Below are 19,895 nucleotides of genomic sequence, written 5' to 3'. Positions count from 1 at the left end.
TTTTGTGCTTACTATTGAAGCTAATAATATGCTTCTAAATAAAAATTAAAATTCTTTTCTCAGCCAGCTGGTGAGCTTACTAAACCACCCGCTAACTGAAGCACGTTTTTCCGTCTCGGTATCATCGCCAAGGTGGCTTTCTTTACCGTAATGCAGAAGCCCTACTGCTGTGGAGTAGTATGGCTCCTGAGCATAATCCGTTAATCCTGTTATATTAAGTGGGGTACCGATTCTGACCTGTGTATGGAACACTTTTTGAGCGCATTCAACTAACCCGTCAATCTGTGCTGCCCCACCGGTCAAAACTATCCCTGCCGCTAAGTGGTGTTTGACACCTTGCTGGCGTAACTGTTCCTGTAAATTTAAAATTTCTTCATTCACTAAATTTAACAGCTCAGTATACCGTGGCTCAATCACTTCCGCTAAGGTTTGACGCTGTAAACTTCTTGGTGGACGACCGCCAACACTCGGCACTTCCACCGTTTCATCTTTACTCACAATCGAACCGACTGCACACCCGTGACGCACTTTAATTGCTTCTGCGTCTGTTGGCGGCGTACCAAATGCGTAAGCGATATCACTTGTCACCACATTACCTGCGTATGGGATCACTTTGGTATGACGCAAAGCACCACCCGTATAAACCGCCATGTCCATTGTGCCGCCACCGACATCAACAACACAGACACCTAATTCGCGCTCATCTTCAGTTAACACACTGTAGCTTGCGGCAAGGCCAGCAAAAATAAGCTGGTCTACTTTTAACCCACAACGCTCAACGGCTTTCACAATGTTCTTCGCCATATCGTTATGGCAAGTGATCAGATGAACTTTAGCTTGCATACGAACACCAGAAAGACCGACTGGATTTTTAATGCCTTCTTGGTAGTCAATCGCGAATTCTTGCGGGATAACATGCAAAATTCGGTGTTCGTCTTTAACTCGGACAGATTTCGCCGTGTGAACGACGCTGTCCACGTCTTCTTGTGTCACTTCTTCTTCTGAGATTGGCACCATACCAATCTCATTTTGGCAGCTCACATGTTTACCTGATAATGCAAGGTAAACAGAAGAAATTTGGCAATCTGCCATTAATTCAGCTTGGTCAATCGCTCTTTGGACGCATTTAACAACCGACTCAAGATCGTTAACGCCACCTTTGTCCATTCCGCGAGATGGACAGCTTCCCACCCCAATAATATTAACCATACCATCGGGCAGAATTTCTCCTACAAGGGCTGACACCTTGGAAGTTCCAATTTCAAGGCCTACCACTAATTTTCTGTCCGTCGCTTTAATCATTTGCTTCTGCCTATCTGCCTAATTTGAGTTATTAGCAATTTGTCTTATTGGAAGCCTTGCGGTGCGTCAACTAATAGAGGAGCCCACCCCACCGCTGCCCCACTGGTATAACGCAAATCAACATAGTCGACGCGTTTATCAGTCGTTTGCTGTAAAAGTGGATAAAGCTCGAGAAAACGGTTTAACCGCTCTAGCACATCTTTTTTCCCAAGTTCGACTCTTACATCATTATCTAAAATAATCTGCCATGCATGGCGCGCTGTCATAGAAACGGATTTTAGTTTCAAGTTATTTTTCGCCAAAATACCACTTAGCACAGCAAATTCTTTCAAAACCTCTGTTTGGCTTCCTTGCGGACCATACAGCATCACATAATCGCCTTTCCCATTTTGACTTGGTGGAAGGGTAAACACACGCCCTTCTTGGTCGACCATGTTTTGGTCATTCCATCTTGCGTAGGGTTTGTACTCCGCAATATGGATTTTTAATTCATCCGGCCACTGTTTACGCACTGTAACTTGGCGTATCCATGGCATCATACTGATTTGGTTTTGAATCGCATTCACATCCACCGTCATAAAGGTTCCCGGCTGACCTAATGACAAAATTGCCTTTCGCACATCGTCATTGGTGGTGTAATTGCGCTCTCCCGTTAATATCAGTTTGGACATTGGCAGCCTATCGGCATCCTTCATCCAGTTCATCACAGTCCAGCCGCTCCACACAATGGTGCCGACGACCATCAGGAAGAAAATCAATCCGCCCAGAAAAGCCCCATTACTTGGTCTTGAGCGCGGATCTTCATCTTGACCGCTATTCTGATTGTGATGCCTTACGTTTAACGCTGCCTGTGACATATCAACTAGCCAATTCCAAAATACGTACCACTAACTGCGAAAAATCCAAACCGGCTTGACGCGCAGCCATTGGAACTAAACTGTGACTGGTCATTCCCGGCGAAGTATTCACTTCGAGTAAATAGAATTCCCCATCACTATCTTGCATCACATCAACCCGTCCCCAGCCACGACAGCCTACCGCTTGATAAGCTTGCATTGCGATATCTGCCAGTTTCGCTTCGAGGTCGCTTGTTAAACCACTTGGGCAGAAATATTGGGTCTCATCGGACAAATACTTCGCTTCATAGTCATAAAAAATACCCGGTGGCTGAATACGAATCGAAGGTAGAACCTCGTCCCCCAATACCGCGACCGTATACTCAGGGCCACTTAACCACTTTTCAATCAATAACGTATCGTCAAACTGGAAAGCAAGCTCAATGGCTTCTGGCAGTGCATCCAGAGAGTCAACTTTGCTCATTCCAACACTGGAACCTTCCAAACTCGGTTTAACGATAAGTGGCAGTCCTAAGTGCTTAACTTGCTGAGCTAACTGCTCTTTTTTAATATTAGTATATTTCTGCTTGTTAAGTGAAATATATGGAGAAACACTTAATCCAGCGCCTTGCCAAAGTTGTTTGGTGCGCAGTTTATCCATACTCAGTGCAGATGCCATTACGCCACTGCCTGTGTATGGAAGCCCCAGAAACTCAAGCATACCTTGGATCGTGCCGTCTTCCCCGCCACGACCATGTAAGGCGATAAACGCTTTATCAAAACCAGCTTCTTTTAATGTCACAACAGGAAAATCTTGGGTATCAATTGGATGTGCATCAACGCCCGCTTGGCGTAATCCCGCCAATACAGCATTGCCAGACTGAAGTGACACTTCACGTTCAGCAGATGTGCCGCCAAATAGAACCGCGATTTTTTCTGTCATGCTTATTCCTCAACCATCGGTGGCTGTAATTTCGTTTCTGCTAGGTTTTTGGCTATTTTACCAATATTTCCTGCGCCTTGAACTAAAATTAAGTCGTTATCATCAAGAACTTGTGCCAGCATATGTGAAACTTGTTCAGGTTCTGCCACAAAAATAGGGTCAACCTGCCCACGACTGCGGATTGTACGGCACAATGAGCGACTATCAGCCCCCGGAACTGGCTTCTCACCCGCGGAATAAACTTCTAGCATGAGCAAGACATCTACCTGCCCCAGCACGTTTGCAAAATCATCGTATAAGTCACGAGTACGTGTATAACGATGAGGCTGGAAAACCATAACGATACGTTTATCTGGCCAGCCTGCGCGAGCAGCTTTAATGGTGGCATCCACTTCTGTTGGATGGTGACCATAGTCATCCACCAGCATCACTTCACCTTCTTTACCATTCACATTACGCAGCGCATAGTTACCTAAGAAATCGAAACGACGACCTGTCCCTTGGAATTCCACTAGTGCAGACAGAATGTGTAAATCGTCGATGCCTTCTTCAGTTGCCACAGCAACAGCCGCCGTTGCATTAAGCGCATTGTGGCGACCAGGTGCATTCAGCACGACGGTCAACTCTGGCATTCCTTCACGAGCAATCGTGAAAAAGCCTTGGTTCCCTTTTTGCTCGTACTTGGTGATACGAACATCCGCATCGTCACTAAAGCCGTAAGTGGTAATGTAACGACCGATTTTTGGTAATAATGAACGGATCACCGGGTCATCAATGCACATCACTGCACGGCCATAGAATGGCAAGTTATGCAGGAAGTTGATGAAGGTATCTGTCAGGTTTTCAAAATTACCCTGATAGGTATCCATGTGGTCCGCTTCAATGTTCGTCACAACCGCAACCAGTGGCTGTAAATGCAAGAATGACGCATCACTTTCATCCGCTTCAGCGATCAAGTAACGGCTACTACCTAATCGTGCATGAGTTCCCGCTGATTTCACTAATCCGCCATTCACAAATGTTGGGTCTAATCCCGCTTGCGCGTAGATCCCAGAAATCATTGCCGTTGTCGTTGTTTTACCGTGAGTTCCCGCCACTGCGATACCATGACGATAGCGCATTAATTCAGCCAGCATTTCAGCACGGCGAATAACGGGGATACGCAGCTCTTTCGCAGCTTGAATTTCAGGGTTCTCTGCAGAAATAGCCGTAGAAACTACCACCACACTCGCATTTTCAACGTTTTCAGGGCGATGATTAAAATAGATAGTGGCGCCCAATTCAGTGAGCTGCTGAGTCACCGCATTAGGTGCTAAATCTGAACCACTAATTTCATAACCTTCGTTAGCCAACACTTCAGCGATACCACCCATGCCAGCACCACCGATGCCGACAAAATGAATGTGCCGTACTCTACGCATTTCTGGCACCGATGTTCTTAATTTCGCTAACTGTTGTGTATTCACTGTATTTCGCTTCTCTATAAATTCTGTCTACATTCTATTTTGTATGGTCAGGCTATTTCGCAACATCGCAAATAACCGCCGCAACACGTTCGGTTGCATCCGTGATGGCACAGCTATAGGCTTTTTCTGCCATCGACAATAATTCGGTTCTATCCCACTTGTTGAGTAACTCAACAACGGCTTCAGGTGTAAACTGCGGTTGCTCAATAATCTTCGCAGCCCCTGCTTGTTCTAAAGGCAGTGCATTCCAATACTGTTGGCGGTCTTTATGCTGGAAAGGAACAAAAATCGCGGGTAAACCTGCCGCGGCTATCTCACTGACAGTTAATGCACCTGAACGACAAACCACAATATCAGCCCATGCGTAAGCTTGCGCCATATCATCAATAAATTCAGTCACTTTAAACTCAGAATTGCCTGAATTTTGCAAACAATCATTATACAGTGCTTCTGTCGATTCCTTACTGCCTTTTCCAGCCTGATGCCAGATATTTAACTGTTTGCTCACATTTCCAGCAACTGCAGGCATAACTTGATTTAAAATTCGCGCCCCTTGGCTACCACCTACAACTAATACGCGTATTGCACCTTCACGCCCTGCTAAGCGCTCTTGCGGTGCCGGCAATGCCAATACATCTTCACGCACTGGGTTACCTACAACGGGTGCATTAGGGAATGCGCCAGGGAAAGCTTGTAAAACACGTTTTGCAATTTTTGATAACCATTTATTGGTTAATCCCGCGATACCATTTTGTTCATGGAGAACAACAGGAACGCCACATTGCCAAGCTGCTATCCCGCCGGGACCAGACACATAACCGCCCATACCGAGCACAGCATCGGGTTGATAGCGCTGAATAATGGTTTTCGCTTGGCGAATGGCTTTATAGATACGCCAAGGTGCACCAATTAATGCACCAATACCTTTACCTCTTAAACCCGAGATCTGAATAAACTCAATATCAATACCGTGTTTCGGTACTAAGGTGGCTTCCATGCGATCCGCGGTGCCTAACCAGCGAATTTCCCAACCTTGAGCCTGCAAATAATGCGCCACAGCTAAGCCGGGAAAAACGTGTCCCCCAGTTCCGCCTGCCATAACGAGTAATTTTTTTGCCTGACTCATTTGGAACTCCTTACAAACGCCTGAGCTTTCTCAAGTCGTGTTTCATAATCAATTCTAAGTAACACAGCGATCGCCGCTGACATCACTAATAAACTCGATCCCCCGTAACTAATTAACGGGAGTGTTAAACCTTTGGTTGGCAACATGCCTGCCGCTGCGCCCACGTTAACCAATGCTTGGAAGGTAAACCAAATACCGATGGCACATGCGAGATACCCACCAAATAATTGGTTGGTCAGTAGTGCTCTACGCCCTACCATCATCGCTCTAAATGCCAACATGAATACCATCAGTAACACCAGAACCACACCCACATACCCCAACTCTTCAGCTAGTACGGAGAAAATAAAGTCAGTGTGTGCTTCCGGTAAATATTCTAATTTCTGTACCGAGTTACCCAGACCTTGTCCGAAAAGCTCTCCTCGACCAAATGCCATCAAAGATTGCGTTAACTGATAACCGCTACCAAACGGGTCATCCCACGGATTTAAGAAGGATGTCACACGGCGCAAACGATACGGTTCAAAGATAATCAAAGCCAGTACGCCTACACCACAAGCCGCGATACCGATAATAAACGGTGCTAAGCGCGCACCAGCTAAAAACAGCAACCCTAACGTAGTTACAACCAGTACAACTACCGTTCCCAAGTCTGGCTGTAATAGCAGCAATAACGCCATCATGATCAAAATACACATCGGTTTTACGAAGCCGAAAAACTTGGTGCGTACTTCATCTGACTTACGAACTAAATAGCTGGAAACGTAACAAAACAGCGCGAACTTAGAAATTTCTGCGGGCTGAATTTTTACAATACCGATATCAATCCAGCGCGATGCCCCATTGACGGAACTACCGGCAACCAACACCACTGCCAGCATACCCAATGCGCCCATCAGCAAAATAAAACTGTATTTTTCCCATGTGGCCATCGAGACGCGCATGACACCTAAAACCAGTAGAAATGCAACGACCAAATACACCACGTCACGTTTAGCAAAATAGAATGGGTCATCCGTTAATCGCTGTCCGACTGGCATCGATGCGGAAGTTACCATAATGAAACCGATTGCCGCCAAACCGAATGCTAACCAAACCAATGTACGGTCGTAGAGCGTCGTGCCTGAAATCACGCCATTCTTTTCACCGATGATCCAGTTTTTTAAACGCAAGGCACCCGGTATGGTCATTAACCTAACTCCTTAGCGAGTTGAGCAAAAACATCACCCCGCTGCTCAAAACTTTTGAACTGATCTAAGCTGGCACATGCTGGAGATAACAGCACCATGTCGCCAGATTTTAACAACGGCGCAATTTGGCGCATACTCTGCTCCATCGTATCTGTCAGTACGGATTTTTCTGGTGCGAGTTCCGCTAATTGCTGACCGTCACGACCAAAGCAGTACAAACGGTAGTTATCTGCCGAAATATATTCTTTGAGCGGAGAAAAATCAGCTGACTTGCCGTCACCACCCAGCAATAAGTAAATATAGCCATCCACATGCAAACCATTAAGTGCAGCTTCTGTACTGCCCACATTGGTTGCTTTTGAGTCATTGATCCAACGCACACCGCGATTGAAAAAGACCAACTGGAAGCGATGCACTAAACCGGCATACTCTTTTAAGACTTTAAGGCTAGCTTCACGAGGGATTGCCACAGAATCAGCTAAGGCTAGTGCAGCCAGTGCATTCATATAGTTATGCTGCCCAGTCAGATGCATTTGTGCCACATCCAACACCACTTCACCTTGAGCGACTAAGACACGTTTTTGCGTATCAAAGTAGTAATCACCGTTATTTAAACCAAAACTAGTGTATTGGCTAGCGCTCTGGTCATGTGGAAGTGTTAGCGGATCTTGCGCGTTCACAATGCAGTGTTGTGCATTATCATAAATACGTAATTTTGCTGCGCGATATTGCTCAAGCCCCAATGGATAGCGATCCATATGATCTTCAGTCACATTCAACACGGTTGCAGCCGCTGCACGTAGGCTAGACGTGGTTTCTAATTGGAAACTAGACAGTTCCAGCACAAACAGACTATGCCCTTGATTGAGCAAAGAAAGTGCAGGAATACCGATATTCCCGCCCACACCGACGGAAATGCCCGCCGCTTTCGCCATTTCCCCCACAAGAGAAGTCACCGTGCTTTTACCATTAGAACCTGTGATTGCGACGATTGGCGCATCCGCCTCACGGCAAAACAGCTCGATATCACCCACAATCTCAATACCGTTACTTACTGCTTCCTGTAACTGCGGTGTTGCCAACGCGACGCCTGGGCTGGCAACAATCAAATCGGCTTGTTGCAGCCATTCATTATTTAAGCTGCCACTATGGCAAGCAACATTCTCAGGAAGTTTATCAACTCCAGGTGGCACAGCGCGGGTATCCATCACGCGAGGAACAACCCCACGAGCAAGGAAAAAGTCAACGCAGGAAAGCCCAGTTAAACCTAGGCCAATAATCACGACGTTTTTACCCTGATACTGCTGAGCCTGTGAACCAATCATCTTAACGCACCTTCAATGTTGCTAGTCCAATCAGAACTAACATGAGAGAGATAATCCAGAAACGCACGATAACGCGTGGTTCTGGCCAACCTTTCAATTCATAGTGATGGTGAATTGGTGCCATACGGAAAATTCGTTGGCCACGTAATTTGAAGGAGCCAACTTGTAAAATCACCGACAGTGTTTCAACCACAAACACACCGCCCATGATGACTAATAAGAATTCTTGACGCAGTAAAACAGCGATAGTTCCTAATGCTCCACCTAATGCCAAAGAGCCAACATCACCCATAAATACTTGCGCTGGGTAGGTGTTGAACCATAAGAAGCCTAAACCTGCCCCAACAATCGCCGTACACACAATCACTAACTCCCCCGCATGCGGTAAGAATGGAATGTGTAAGTAGTTAGCAAAGTTAACGTTACCCGTTGCCCATGCCACTAAAGCAAAGCCCGCAGCAACAAACACTGTTGGCATAATCGCTAAACCATCTAAGCCATCCGTTAAGTTAACAGCGTTACTGGTTCCAACGATAACGAAGTAAGCCAGTAAAATGTACAGCACGCCTAATTGCGGCATCACATCTTTAAAGAACGGAACAACCAGCTGAGTCGCTGGCGTGTCTTTACCAATGGCATACATAGAAAAGGCAACGACTAATGCAAGCACGGACTGCCAGAAATATTTCCAGCGGGCAATCAAACCACGGGTGTCTTTTCTCACCACTTTGCGATAGTCATCAACAAATCCGACAATACCGTAACCCACTAACACCAGCAGTACACACCAAACATAAGGGTTGTCTAAACGCGCCCATAGCAGCACAGACATACAAATAGAAAACAGGATCAAAATCCCGCCCATGGTTGGCGTACCACGTTTACTAAAGTGAGACTCAGGACCTTCATTACGGACAACTTGACCAATCTGCATTTTTTGTAGGTAAGCAATGAGATGTGGACCCATCCACAAAGCAATGATTAATGCAGTCAGCAAACCGACAATGGCTCTGAACGTCAAATAGGAGAAGACGTTAAAAGCAGAAAATTTATGAACCAATAATTCGGCTAACCAGACTAACATTCGAAGCACTCCTTCAATGCATTCACGACATCTTCCATCGCGGAGCTGCGTGAACCTTTAACTAAAATAGAAACAACATCATTCTGCTGTGCTAGCGGAATTAGTCGGGTTAATAAATCTTGTTTCGCTGTAAAATGCTCGCCGCGTTCGCTAGATTGGCTAATAATTTCGCTTAACTGTCCAACACTGAGAACTTTATCTAACCCCGCTTGTTTCGCGGCTAAACCAACTCGCTCATGACACTCGTGGGCATAATCACCAAGCTCACCCATGTCACCGACAACGAAAATACGATAGCCTGGCATTTTCGCCAGCACATTAATCGCCGCAATCATCGAACCATCATTGGCATTATAGGTATCGTCCAGTACGACTTTCGTCTCACTTAAACTCACTGGAAATAAACGCCCCGGTACCGCTTTCGTGGTGGCAATACCTTGTTTGATATCGTCTAAGGTTGCCCCCACAGAGATGGCTAATGCACTTGCCGCTAAAACGTTGGCAATGTTATGCACTCCCGGTAATGGCAATGTGATTTCAACCTGCCCTACCGGCGTATGTAGTGTGAAATCTGTTGTCAGCTGTTTGATTTGAATATCTGAAGGATAGAAATCCGCTTTTTCAGTCAGTGAGTAATACCAAACGGTTTGACGAGGATTAAATTTCCACTTATCAGAGTAGCTATCTAAATTCACAATCGCCGTGCCTTCTTCTGGCAGACCTTGGTAAATTTCACCTTTGGCTTTAGCAACACCTTCAGGGGAACCAAAACCAGCAAGATGCGCACCAAATAAGTTATTCACGAGCGCAGTTTCTGGCTTAACGATGTTAGTCGTGTATTCAATTTCATGTGGGTGATTGGCCCCCATTTCGATCACAGCAAATTGGTATTCATCTGTTAAACGGAACAGTGTCAGGGGAACACCAATATCATTATTCAAGTTACCTGCGGTATATAACGTTTTACCGCGTTGCGCCAGAATCGAGGCTGTCATCTCTTTCACGGATGTTTTGCCGGAAGAGCCAGTCAACCCGACCACTCTCGCTTTAGATTGTTGGCGAATCCAAGCTGCGATTTGCCCCATCGCAATACGCGTATCTTCAACAATTACCTGTGGGCAGTTCACATCCAATTGGTGGTCAACTAACAGTGCTGCCGCGCCAGCATCAACGACTTGTTCGGCAAAGTCATGAGCATCAAAACGCTCGCCTTTTAAGGCAATAAATAGGCAGCTAGCGTCGATTTTACGGCTATCGGTACTCACGTTTAATAACGCTAATTCGTTATTGCTCGCTTGTTCAATGCGACCGTGAGTGATTTGTGCCAGTTGGGCTAAGGTCATCGGGATCATGCCATCACCCCCAACAATCTTGCGACGGTCAAGCGGTCTGAATAATCTAAACGGCGAGAACCAATAATTTGATAATCTTCATGACCTTTACCTGCCACTAAAATCACATCATCAGGTTGTGCTTGTAAAATAGTGTTGGTAACAGCTTCGGGGCGTCCAGGGATCGCGAAGACACGGCTAGAATCCAAAATACCCGCCATGATGTCGTTGATAATATCCAGCGGATCTTCGCTGCGAGGGTTATCATCGGTGATCACCACTTTATCAGCGTATTGTTCAGCAGAAGCGCCCATCAGTGGGCGTTTACCTTTGTCTCTATCACCGCCACAACCAAAGACGCACCACAGCTTGCCTTTACAATGTAAACGCGCTGCCGCTAACGCTTTTTCTAATGCGTCAGGGGTATGAGCATAATCCACAACCACAGTTGGCTTACCTGCAACGCTGAACACTTCCATACGACCACAGACTGGCATTAATGCACCTGTTGTCGCTAAAAGCTGCTCTAATGGGTAATCCATCATTAATAGCGTCGCCATCGCCAGCAATAAGTTGCTTACGTTAAACGCCCCCATTAATGGGCTTTCAAATGAACCGTCACCCCAGCTTGACGTGAAATGGATGGTTGCGCCTTTATCGTGATAATCCACATCAGTAGCTTTTAACCATGAGCCTTGCCAGTTAGCCGGAATACGATTTTCCATCGTCACGGCACAAGCTTGCGGCAAGCGCTGCAACCACTTCAGCCCGACTTCATCATCAGCATTAATAATTTGAGTTTTAGTTTGATGAGTAGAGAACAGTAACCATTTTGCAGCTTCGTAATTTGCCATATCACCATGGTAGTCAAGGTGGTCACGGCTTAAGTTAGTGAATACTGCCGCGTCAAATTGCAGCGCAGCAACACGACCTTGCACCAAGCCATGGGAAGAAACTTCCATCGCCGTCAACGTTGCTTTTTTATTCAGTAATTGAGTCAGTTCTAATTGGATATCAACGGCGGAGCCCGTGGTGTTCTCGCTTGGAGAAACTTGCCCCAGTAGCCCATTACCTACCGTACCCATCACTGCTGATGTTTCGCCTAATCCTTTTGCCCATTGAGCAATTAATTGCGTGGTGGTGGTCTTACCGTTGGTTCCCGTCACACCCACTAATTTCATTTGGGATGAAGGTTGATGGTAGAACTCACCCGCTAATGCGGATAAACGGTTGTTTAGGTCGTTAAGATAAATGACAGGTACACCATGAATAAAGCGAATTTCGCCTTCTTCTGCTTCGCCTTGTGCTTCTGCGATAACTGCAGAAACCCCTTGCGCGATAGCTTGAGGAATATAGTGTCTGCCATCTGACTGATGGCCTTTTACAGCAATGAACAGATCGCCCGCGGCAGCCTTTCGACTGTCTAGCGTCATCTCTCGTAAAGAGACATTTGTTGTACTCACACCAAATGGGGCGAGGAGTTCACAAAGATTACGATCTGCCACTTTTAACCTCTTTTTGACTGTTCACGATTTCACTTTTATCGTCTGTTTGCAATGCATCTGGCTCAACGTTCATGAGACGTAAAACCCCGCCCATGATAGAACCAAAGATAGGTGCAGATACTGCACCTCCGTAGTACTTACCGGCTTTTGGATCGTTGATTAACACAACGAGGGCATAGCGCGGGTTGCTTGCGGGAGCAACCCCTGCGGTATAAGCGATATATTCGTTGATATAGCGCCCTTCAGGTCCGACTTTTTTCGCGGTACCTGTTTTAATTGCAATACGATAGCCTTTAATTGCGGCACGTGTTCCCCCGCCACCTGGCAGAGCAACACTTTCCATCATGTGCACAACGGTGCGCATTATTGGCTCAGGAAACACTCGCGTCCCCGGAACAGGCGGGTCGACTTTAGTAATCGATAACGGGCGATATACCCCGAAACTACCGATCGTTGCATAGGCACGCGCAAGCTGTAATGGCGTCACCATCTGCCCATACCCAAAAGAAAAGGTGGCCCTTTCTAAATCAGACCACCGTGTTTTTTTACTTGGAAAGATGCCACTACTTTCCCCGACTAACCCCAGATTAGTCGGCTTGCCAAACCCAAAGCGGCTATACACGTCCACCAGCTCTGTGGCAGGCATCGCTAACGCTAATTTTGAAACACCAACGTTACTCGACTTCTGTAAAATACCGGTAATTGATAACTCTGCGTAACGCGCAACGTCTTTGATCTCATGACCATTCACGCGGTACGGGTAGGTATTTAATACGGTATTTTCTTTCACAATTTTGTTTTGTAGCGCACTCATCACCACAAGTGGCTTCACGGTCGAACCCGGTTCAAAAATATCCGTGATAGCGCGGTTACGCATGAAATCCATCGGCGTACCCGCGAGATTATTTGGGTTATAGGATGGACTGTTTGCCATCGCTAAGATTTCCCCAGTATTCACATCCACCAGGATTGCCACACCGGACTCAGCCTTGTTCTCTTGAACACCTTTCGTTAGCTCACGATACACAATGGATTGAATACGCTCATCAATACTGAGCATCAAGTTATGTGCTGCTTGGCTATCGACGGAAGAGACGGTCTCAATAACACGCCCATTACGGTCTTTACGTACGGTACGTTCACCCGGAGAACCTTTTAACCAACGGTTGAAGCTTTTTTCCACCCCTTCAATACCTTCACCATCGATATTTGTCACGCCTAGTAAGTGAGCAGTCACTGGACCTGATGGGTAATATCGGCGAGACTCTTTACGTAAATAGATCCCTGGAACTTTTAGTTTGCGGACATATTCACCGATGGAGGGGTTAACTTGACGAGCGAGGTAAACAAAGCGCCCTTTCGGGTTAGCAGAAATTTTGGTGGTGATTTGTTCAAGAGGAATATCTAATGCATCGGCGAGCGCTTTCCAGTGTTCATCGTTACTTACGCCGCCTTTTTCAAAGACTTCTTTAGGATCAGCCCAGATAGCATTGACCGGAACACTAACCGCTAATTGGCGACCTTCACGGTCACTGATCATCCCGCGAGCCGTTGATACTTCTTGAACGCGAAGGGAGCGCATATCCCCTTCTTTAACGAGTTGTTCAGGGGCAATAATTTGTAGGTACGCAACGCGAGTCAACAACCCTGCTAATGCCAGCCCAATACATCCACACAACAAAACAAAACGCCAGCGAACAAAGCTGGTGACTTCTTCTGTTTTCTTGTTCTTAGCGGGTTTGGTTGCTTTCATTCTTAACCTTCGTTATTGCTTGGAAACAATAATGTTTTCTTGGGATGGTTCCACATGAACCATTTGCAATTTTTCAACAGATAAACGCTCAACACGGCTGTGACTGGCTAACGCATTCTCTTCAAGGATCAAGTTTCGCCATTCGATATCGAGAAAATCTTTCTCTTCGTACAGCTTATCTTTGGCGGCAGTCAGCAGTCGTGTTTCATGAGCGGTGGTCACCACAAACACAGCGCTAATCACTATCGCGGCTAGCAAAATCATCGGAATAATTCCGTAACGAAATAAATCGCGACCGATGACTCTGGCTAAACTGTGTCTTTCTGGTGTCATTACTCTACCGCTCTCTGTGCAAAACGTAACACCGAGCTACGTGCTCGTGGGTTTTCGTCAATTTCACTCTCGGAAGGCTTCATTTTGCCTAGTGCACGTAATTTAGCGGCACCTAGCTCTTTGATTTGCGCTTCTGTCAGTGGAATCCCCGCAGGAACAGAAGGTCCGGTACTGTTTTGACGAATAAAGCGTTTTACTAATCTGTCTTCCAATGAATGGAAACTGATCACCGATAAACGCCCTTCAGGTGCTAAAACAGACATCGCACCATTTAATGCTTTCTCAATCTCTTCCAGCTCGCTATTGATATAAATACGAATCGCTTGGAAGCTGCGGGTTGCTGGGTGCTTGTGTCGGTCTTTAATCGGACTGACTTTGGCAATCAGCTCCGCCAAGTGGCGTGTACGCGTTAACGGTTCTTCTTCGGGATTATGGTTACGCTCAACAATGGCTCTTGCGATACGCTTTGCAAAACGCTCTTCACCAAATGTTTTGAGCACCCATGCGATATCGTCTGCTTCCGCGTTCATCAGCCATTGCTGCGCGGATTGACCACGCGTTGGATCCATACGCATATCCAGTGGCCCATCACGCATAAATGAGAACCCACGCTCTGGATCATCTAACTGCGGTGAAGAGACACCGAGATCCAGCAACACACCATCAATCTTGCCAACTAAGCCTTCTTCTTCCACATAATCTGCAATGGCTGAAAATGGGCCATGCTTAATCATAAAACGTGGGTCATTAATCCCTTGAGCGGCTTTAATCGCCTCTGGGTCACGGTCAATGGCAATCAAGCGACCTTGATCTCCCAGTTGGCTTAAAATCAAGCGAGAGTGCCCACCACGACCAAATGTGCCATCAATATAGATACCATTTGGTTTAAGATTTAAGCCGTTCACTGCTTCATCGAGCAGTACTGTTACGTGTTTAAATTGCTGCTGTGTCATTGTTATAGTGACAAATCCTGTAGACGGGCGGACAGCGGTTCGTCAGCTAGACGCTCAGCAGCGATGTCAGTTTCCACCTGCTGGTACCACATCTGTTCATCCCAAATTTCAAATTTATTTATTTGGCCCACCAACATGACCTCTTTTGTTAGCCCTGCGTGTTGACGCAGCGTGCTAGCTAGCAAAAGACGTCCTGCATTGTCTATCTGACATTCACTGGCATGACCAAGTAAAAGGCGCTGTACTCGACGTTCTGCGGGATTCATGGTGGATAACTTAGACAGTTTTTCCTCAATGATTTCCCATTCGGGTAAGGTATAAAGCAGCAGGCATGGCTGGTGAAGGTCAATGGTACACACCATTTGCCCTTTCGATTCCTCGCTCAGCATTCCTCGATAACGAGTAGGCACGGTTAGCCGCCCTTTGCTGTCGAGATTAACCAGTGTAGCCCCACGAAACATACCTGATTTTTCCCCTTTATTTCCAACTGCCCCACTTTACCCCACAATTCTCCACTTATAAAGTTTACGAATGGTATGAAAACGTTGTCAAGCCAGCCGCACGTAGCTTTAGCTTTATTTACAGAACGTTTTAGAAAAGAAAAAGTTGGAAAAAATCTTACTTGGAAAGAAAAAGAGAAATAACGAGTTGATATAATTCACTTATTTATAAAACGCAGGTAAAACATGTTTAAATCTATTTCATTGCTGCAAAATCATACAAATTTGAGTAAATGATATATACGTCTCATTTTTAATCAGTTTATTTCGTGTCTATTCTTTACCTTTTGATCATCATTTATTGATGATTATTTAAACAAAACTACCAAATAATACGTATTTTTATATAAAATCATTATATTTCAATACATTAAATGACTGTTTTAATTCACAGTATTATTTTACTGACAATAATTTGCTCATTGTATTTATCGGTTTTTTTATGGGTTAAAAAAAATTAATTCGTCAAAAAACCAATCAATGCAAAATAATCAAAAAAAGTATTAGGAAAATTCCTAAAGTGAAATATTTACAGGATAACGCAATAAAAAAATCGTAATCAACCATAAATTTCACCAAAAAAAAAGCCCCTAATAGATAGGGGCGGATATATTACTAAGAATCTTGGTTAACATCACTAACTATTAAACCGGTTTTTTCACCATTGGATAAGGTTTATCCACTACTGTTTGCGACCTAAACTACCACGGCGACATAAGTCCCTGCGAATTCGACGAATTCCAGTTTCTGGCTTCTGTTTCTCGTCTAGGCTGGCTAATACCAATTCTAAAATACGCTCTGCAATATCACGGTGGCGCTGAGCGAGAGAGAGCACAGGACAACCGAGGAAATCCAGTAATTCGTTATCACCAAAGGTACTGATAACCATGTTTTCAGGTAAGCGGCCATTGCGTTTCAATGCCACATCCAACACGCCTTGCAGCAAAGAAAATGACGTTGTGAATAATGCATCCGGCATCGCGTTACCACTATCTAGCCATTGGGAGAAAACGTCGGCAGCGGCATCACACTCATAACTATTGGCGTATAAATAATTGACTTCGCGAGTGTCCCCTTCCCATGCTTTACGGAAGCCTTGCTCACGTAGATAGCTCACAGAAAGTTCAGGTAATGCCCCGAGATACAAGACCGATTCAGCTGAGAATTTACGTAATTCTTTAGAGATCATCAGTGCATCTTCTTGGTCGTCACCGACCACGCTAATGAAATGCTCTTTTTCTAATGCTCTATCCAGCGCGATGATAGGCAGTGAACGGTTCGCCCAGCGCTGATAAAACGGATGTTCAGGAGGTAATGCGGTAGACACAATAATCGCGTCAACTTGGCGCTGCAGTAAATGTTCCACGCAACGAATTTCGTTGTCAGGTTGGTCTTCTGAACACGCAATTAAAAGCTGATATCCGCGCTGACGAGCTTGTCTCTCAAGATAATTGGCTATACGGGTATAGCTCGTATTTTCAAGATCAGGGATCACCAACCCAATTGAGCGAGTGCGACCTGCGCGTAACCCTGCAGCGACTGCGTTTGGATGGTAATTGTGCTCTCTGACGACTGCCATCACTTTTTCTACAGTTTTATCGCTGACTCGATACTGCTTGGCCTTGCCGTTGATCACATAACTAGCCGTTGTGCGGGAAACACCCGCTAGACGGGCTATCTCATCCAGTTTCACGTTAACCTCTTTGCAATTTGGGAAACAGCCCCGAGTCATTCGAGGCCTTAATCTGCTCTATTCTACCTGTGGCGGATAAATTTTTCATCGCATAATTTTATCGCCACGGGAAACACCAACGATCCCTGAGCGTGCAACTTCAACAATTTCAGCAACACCACGCACAGCTTCAAGAAATGCATCCAGTTTATCGCTTGTTCCTGCGAGCTGAACGGTGTACAGCGTTGGTGTCACATCCACAATTTGCCCACGAAAAATATCGGCACTTCGCTTAATTTCATCGCGCCCATAACCGGAAGCTTGCAGTTTCACTAACATGATTTCACGCTCGACATGAGCTGATGCGGTCAGTTCACTCACACGCAACACATCCACCAGTTTATGCAGCTGTTTTTCAATCTGCTCTAGCACCTTGGCATCCCCTTTTGTTTGGATGGTCATCCGTGACAACGTTGGGTCGTCGGTCGGTGCTACGGTCAAGCTTTCGATGTTATAACCGCGCTGTGAAAACAACCCAATCACGCGAGATAATGCCCCTGATTCATTCTCTAGTAACACTGATAAGATACGACGCATGATCAAGTCCTCTCCGTTTTACTTAACCACATTTCATCCATTGCTCCACCACGGATCTGCATTGGGTAAACATGCTCAGTTTCATCAATATTAATATCTACAAAGACCAGACGCTGGTTTTCATTCACTTCGACTAGCGCTTGTTTTAGCTTATCTTCAAGTTCATCTGGGGAGGCAATTGAAATCCCTACATGCCCATAAGCTTCGGCTAATTTTGTGAAATTTGGCAATGACTGCATATAGGACTGTGAGTGGCGGCCTTGATAAATCATGTCCTGCCACTGTTTTACCATGCCTAAAAAACCGTTATTTAGGTTCAGAACCAACACCGGCAATCCATATTGCAGTGCAGTTGAAAGCTCTTGAATGTTCATCTGAATACTGCCGTCGCCAGTCACGCATACAACCGTGGATTTAGGGTGCGCTAATTTAACCCCTAAAGCAGCCGGCAAACCAAAGCCCATGGTGCCTAAGCCCCCTGAGTTGATCCAGTGCCGTGGTTTATCAAACGGATAATAAAGTGCAGCAAACATTTGGTGCTGCCCCACATCTGAGGTCACATAAGCTTCACCGTTGGTTAAGCGGTAAATAGTCTCAATGGCTTGTTGCGGCTTCACTTTACTTGGGTTTAATGCATATTTTAGGCACTGTTTTTCGCGCCAAATACCGATCTCCTTCCACCACGTTTGCAGTGCAGCGGTATCTTGCTCGGCAGCCGCATGATCCAGTTGAGCAATCATCTGTTCTAACGTAAGTTTTGCATCGCCAACAATGGGAATATCCGCTTTGACTGTTTTCGAAATTGAGGTTGGATCCACATCAATTTGGATCACGGTTGCATTCGGACAATATTTTTCTAAGTTATTGGTTGTACGGTCGTCAAAGCGAACACCAACCGCAAAAATCACATCAGAATGATGCATCACTTTGTTGGCTTCGTAGGTGCCATGCATTCCGAGCATACCCACAGATTGTTGGTGAGTTTCGGGGAATGCGCCTAGCCCCATCAACGTTGATACCACTGGCAACTGAAGTTTTTCAGCTAATGTCATTAGCTCCGCGGAGCAATTGGCATTGATCGCACCGCCACCGATATACATCACTGGCTTCTTCGCCGCGACTAATTTGGTCAACGCTTTCTTAATTTGACCTTTGTGCCCTTGTAAGGTCGGATTATATGAGCGCAATGAAACGGATTCAGGGTAGCGATAAGGGAATTTAGCGGCCGGATTCACCGTATCTTTTGGAAAGTCGATCACCACAGGCCCTGGGCGTCCACTCGCCGCAATATAAAACGCTTTTTTGATGGTTTCAGGGATCTCTTTCGCGTGTTTGATGAGAAAACTATGCTTCACGATTGGGCGCGAAATACCCACCATATCGCACTCTTGAAACGCATCGTTCCCAATTAATGAACTGGCGACCTGCCCCGATAAAACCACCATGGGTACAGAGTCCATATACGCAGTAGCAATACCGGTTATCGCATTGGTTGCGCCGGGTCCTGACGTTACTAACACTACGCCCACATCCCCCGTTGAGCGCGCATAGCCATCGGCCATATGCACCGCAGCTTGCTCGTGACGAACTAAAATATGCTCTACGCCACCCACAGTATGCAGTGCATCATAAATATCAAGAACTGCGCCTCCCGGATAGCCAAATACGTGTTTCACTCCTTGGTCAATCAATGACTTGACGACCATTTCTGCTCCCGACAACATCTCCATGAGTTTGCCCTCAGACTATTTGCAAGTTAACAGAGAGCCGAACAGCCCTCTTTAATTTTTATTAAGTTAGTCATAAATTCAGCTCTTAACATATCCCTACCATTTGTGGGACGCAAATTTGATTTCGCAGAGAAATTAAGGAAGATTTCATTTTGTCTTGAACATGAAAATTCGGCAGATTCATTGACTAGTTTTCAATCAAAATAGAGCGAAAATAACTAAAAGGTAAGCAAAAATAGTGGCAACGCG

At 45.7% G+C, this 19,895-nt stretch carries 17 protein-coding genes; all 17 read right to left on the bottom strand.

What is annotated here, in order from left to right; all coding sequences use genetic code 11:
• Positions 1 to 45 precede the first annotated feature (45 nt).
• A complete protein-coding gene (gene ftsA / locus GKR48_RS05605; RefSeq protein ID WP_036951194.1) occupies positions 46 to 1,302 on the bottom strand; it encodes a cell division protein FtsA in 1,257 nt (418 codons plus the stop codon).
• A 44-nt stretch (positions 1,303 to 1,346) separates the two neighbouring features.
• Positions 1,347 to 2,159 (bottom strand): cell division protein FtsQ, encoded by an 813-nt coding sequence (gene ftsQ / locus GKR48_RS05600; protein ID WP_154627347.1) that lies wholly within the window; start codon positions 2,157 to 2,159, stop codon positions 1,347 to 1,349.
• Between the two features lies 1 nt (position 2,160).
• On the bottom strand, positions 2,161 to 3,081 hold the full coding sequence (locus GKR48_RS05595; protein WP_154602534.1) for a D-alanine--D-alanine ligase: 921 nt from the start codon (positions 3,079 to 3,081) through the stop codon (positions 2,161 to 2,163).
• A 2-nt stretch (positions 3,082 to 3,083) separates the two neighbouring features.
• On the bottom strand, positions 3,084 to 4,502 hold the full coding sequence (murC, locus tag GKR48_RS05590; RefSeq protein WP_154602698.1) for a UDP-N-acetylmuramate--L-alanine ligase: 1,419 nt from the start codon (positions 4,500 to 4,502) through the stop codon (positions 3,084 to 3,086).
• A 97-nt stretch (positions 4,503 to 4,599) separates the two neighbouring features.
• On the bottom strand, positions 4,600 to 5,673 hold the full coding sequence (gene murG, locus GKR48_RS05585; protein WP_154602533.1) for an undecaprenyldiphospho-muramoylpentapeptide beta-N-acetylglucosaminyltransferase: 1,074 nt from the start codon (positions 5,671 to 5,673) through the stop codon (positions 4,600 to 4,602).
• Positions 5,670 to 6,863: a cell division protein FtsW gene (gene ftsW / locus GKR48_RS05580; protein WP_154627346.1), complete on the bottom strand. Its 1,194-nt coding sequence runs from the start codon at positions 6,861 to 6,863 to the stop codon at positions 5,670 to 5,672. Before ftsW ends, murG begins: the two co-directional genes overlap by 4 nt.
• Positions 6,863 to 8,188 (bottom strand): UDP-N-acetylmuramoyl-L-alanine--D-glutamate ligase, encoded by a 1,326-nt coding sequence (gene murD, locus GKR48_RS05575; protein ID WP_154627345.1) that lies wholly within the window; start codon positions 8,186 to 8,188, stop codon positions 6,863 to 6,865. Before murD ends, ftsW begins: the two co-directional genes overlap by 1 nt.
• Before the next feature lies 1 nt (position 8,189).
• Positions 8,190 to 9,272, bottom strand: coding sequence for a phospho-N-acetylmuramoyl-pentapeptide-transferase (gene mraY / locus GKR48_RS05570; RefSeq protein WP_006660755.1), 1,083 nt, complete (start codon positions 9,270 to 9,272; stop codon positions 8,190 to 8,192).
• Positions 9,266 to 10,624: a UDP-N-acetylmuramoyl-tripeptide--D-alanyl-D-alanine ligase gene (gene murF, locus GKR48_RS05565; protein WP_154627344.1), complete on the bottom strand. Its 1,359-nt coding sequence runs from the start codon at positions 10,622 to 10,624 to the stop codon at positions 9,266 to 9,268. The genes mraY and murF overlap by 7 nt, the downstream gene beginning before the upstream one ends.
• The gene (murE, locus tag GKR48_RS05560; protein WP_336431122.1) at positions 10,621 to 12,108 is read right to left on the bottom strand and encodes a UDP-N-acetylmuramoyl-L-alanyl-D-glutamate--2,6-diaminopimelate ligase; all 1,488 of its coding nucleotides are present in this window, start codon (positions 12,106 to 12,108) and stop codon (positions 10,621 to 10,623) included. Before murE ends, murF begins: the two co-directional genes overlap by 4 nt.
• Positions 12,095 to 13,861 carry a peptidoglycan glycosyltransferase FtsI gene (gene ftsI, locus GKR48_RS05555; RefSeq protein ID WP_154627343.1) on the bottom strand — a complete coding sequence of 589 codons (1,767 nt, stop codon included), beginning with the start codon at positions 13,859 to 13,861 and terminating at the stop codon, positions 12,095 to 12,097. Before ftsI ends, murE begins: the two co-directional genes overlap by 14 nt.
• A 12-nt stretch (positions 13,862 to 13,873) precedes the next feature.
• A complete protein-coding gene (gene ftsL / locus GKR48_RS05550; protein ID WP_036951205.1) occupies positions 13,874 to 14,194 on the bottom strand; it encodes a cell division protein FtsL in 321 nt (106 codons plus the stop codon).
• The gene (gene rsmH / locus GKR48_RS05545; RefSeq protein WP_154627342.1) at positions 14,194 to 15,147 is read right to left on the bottom strand and encodes a 16S rRNA (cytosine(1402)-N(4))-methyltransferase RsmH; all 954 of its coding nucleotides are present in this window, start codon (positions 15,145 to 15,147) and stop codon (positions 14,194 to 14,196) included. The genes ftsL and rsmH overlap by 1 nt, the downstream gene beginning before the upstream one ends.
• A 2-nt stretch (positions 15,148 to 15,149) precedes the next feature.
• Positions 15,150 to 15,608, bottom strand: a complete 459-nt coding sequence (mraZ, locus tag GKR48_RS05540) for a division/cell wall cluster transcriptional repressor MraZ (RefSeq protein WP_154602526.1) — start codon at positions 15,606 to 15,608, stop codon at positions 15,150 to 15,152.
• 721 nt (positions 15,609 to 16,329) lie between these two features.
• Entirely contained in the window at positions 16,330 to 17,340 is a 1,011-nt protein-coding gene (gene cra / locus GKR48_RS05535) for a catabolite repressor/activator (RefSeq protein ID WP_336431121.1), read from the bottom strand.
• Between the two features lie 84 nt (positions 17,341 to 17,424).
• Positions 17,425 to 17,916: an acetolactate synthase small subunit gene (gene ilvN, locus GKR48_RS05530; RefSeq protein WP_154602524.1), complete on the bottom strand. Its 492-nt coding sequence runs from the start codon at positions 17,914 to 17,916 to the stop codon at positions 17,425 to 17,427.
• Positions 17,917 to 17,918: 2 nt separating this feature from the next.
• A complete protein-coding gene (ilvI, locus tag GKR48_RS05525) occupies positions 17,919 to 19,646 on the bottom strand; it encodes an acetolactate synthase 3 large subunit (RefSeq protein WP_154627340.1) in 1,728 nt (575 codons plus the stop codon).
• Positions 19,647 to 19,895 lie beyond the last annotated feature (249 nt).

This window comes from Providencia sp. wls1943, from assembly GCF_009706275.1.
GTDB lineage: Bacteria > Pseudomonadota > Gammaproteobacteria > Enterobacterales > Enterobacteriaceae > Providencia > Providencia zhijiangensis.
Note: the sequence above shows the minus strand (reverse complement) of the source record. Positions and strands in the feature narration are given on the sequence as shown.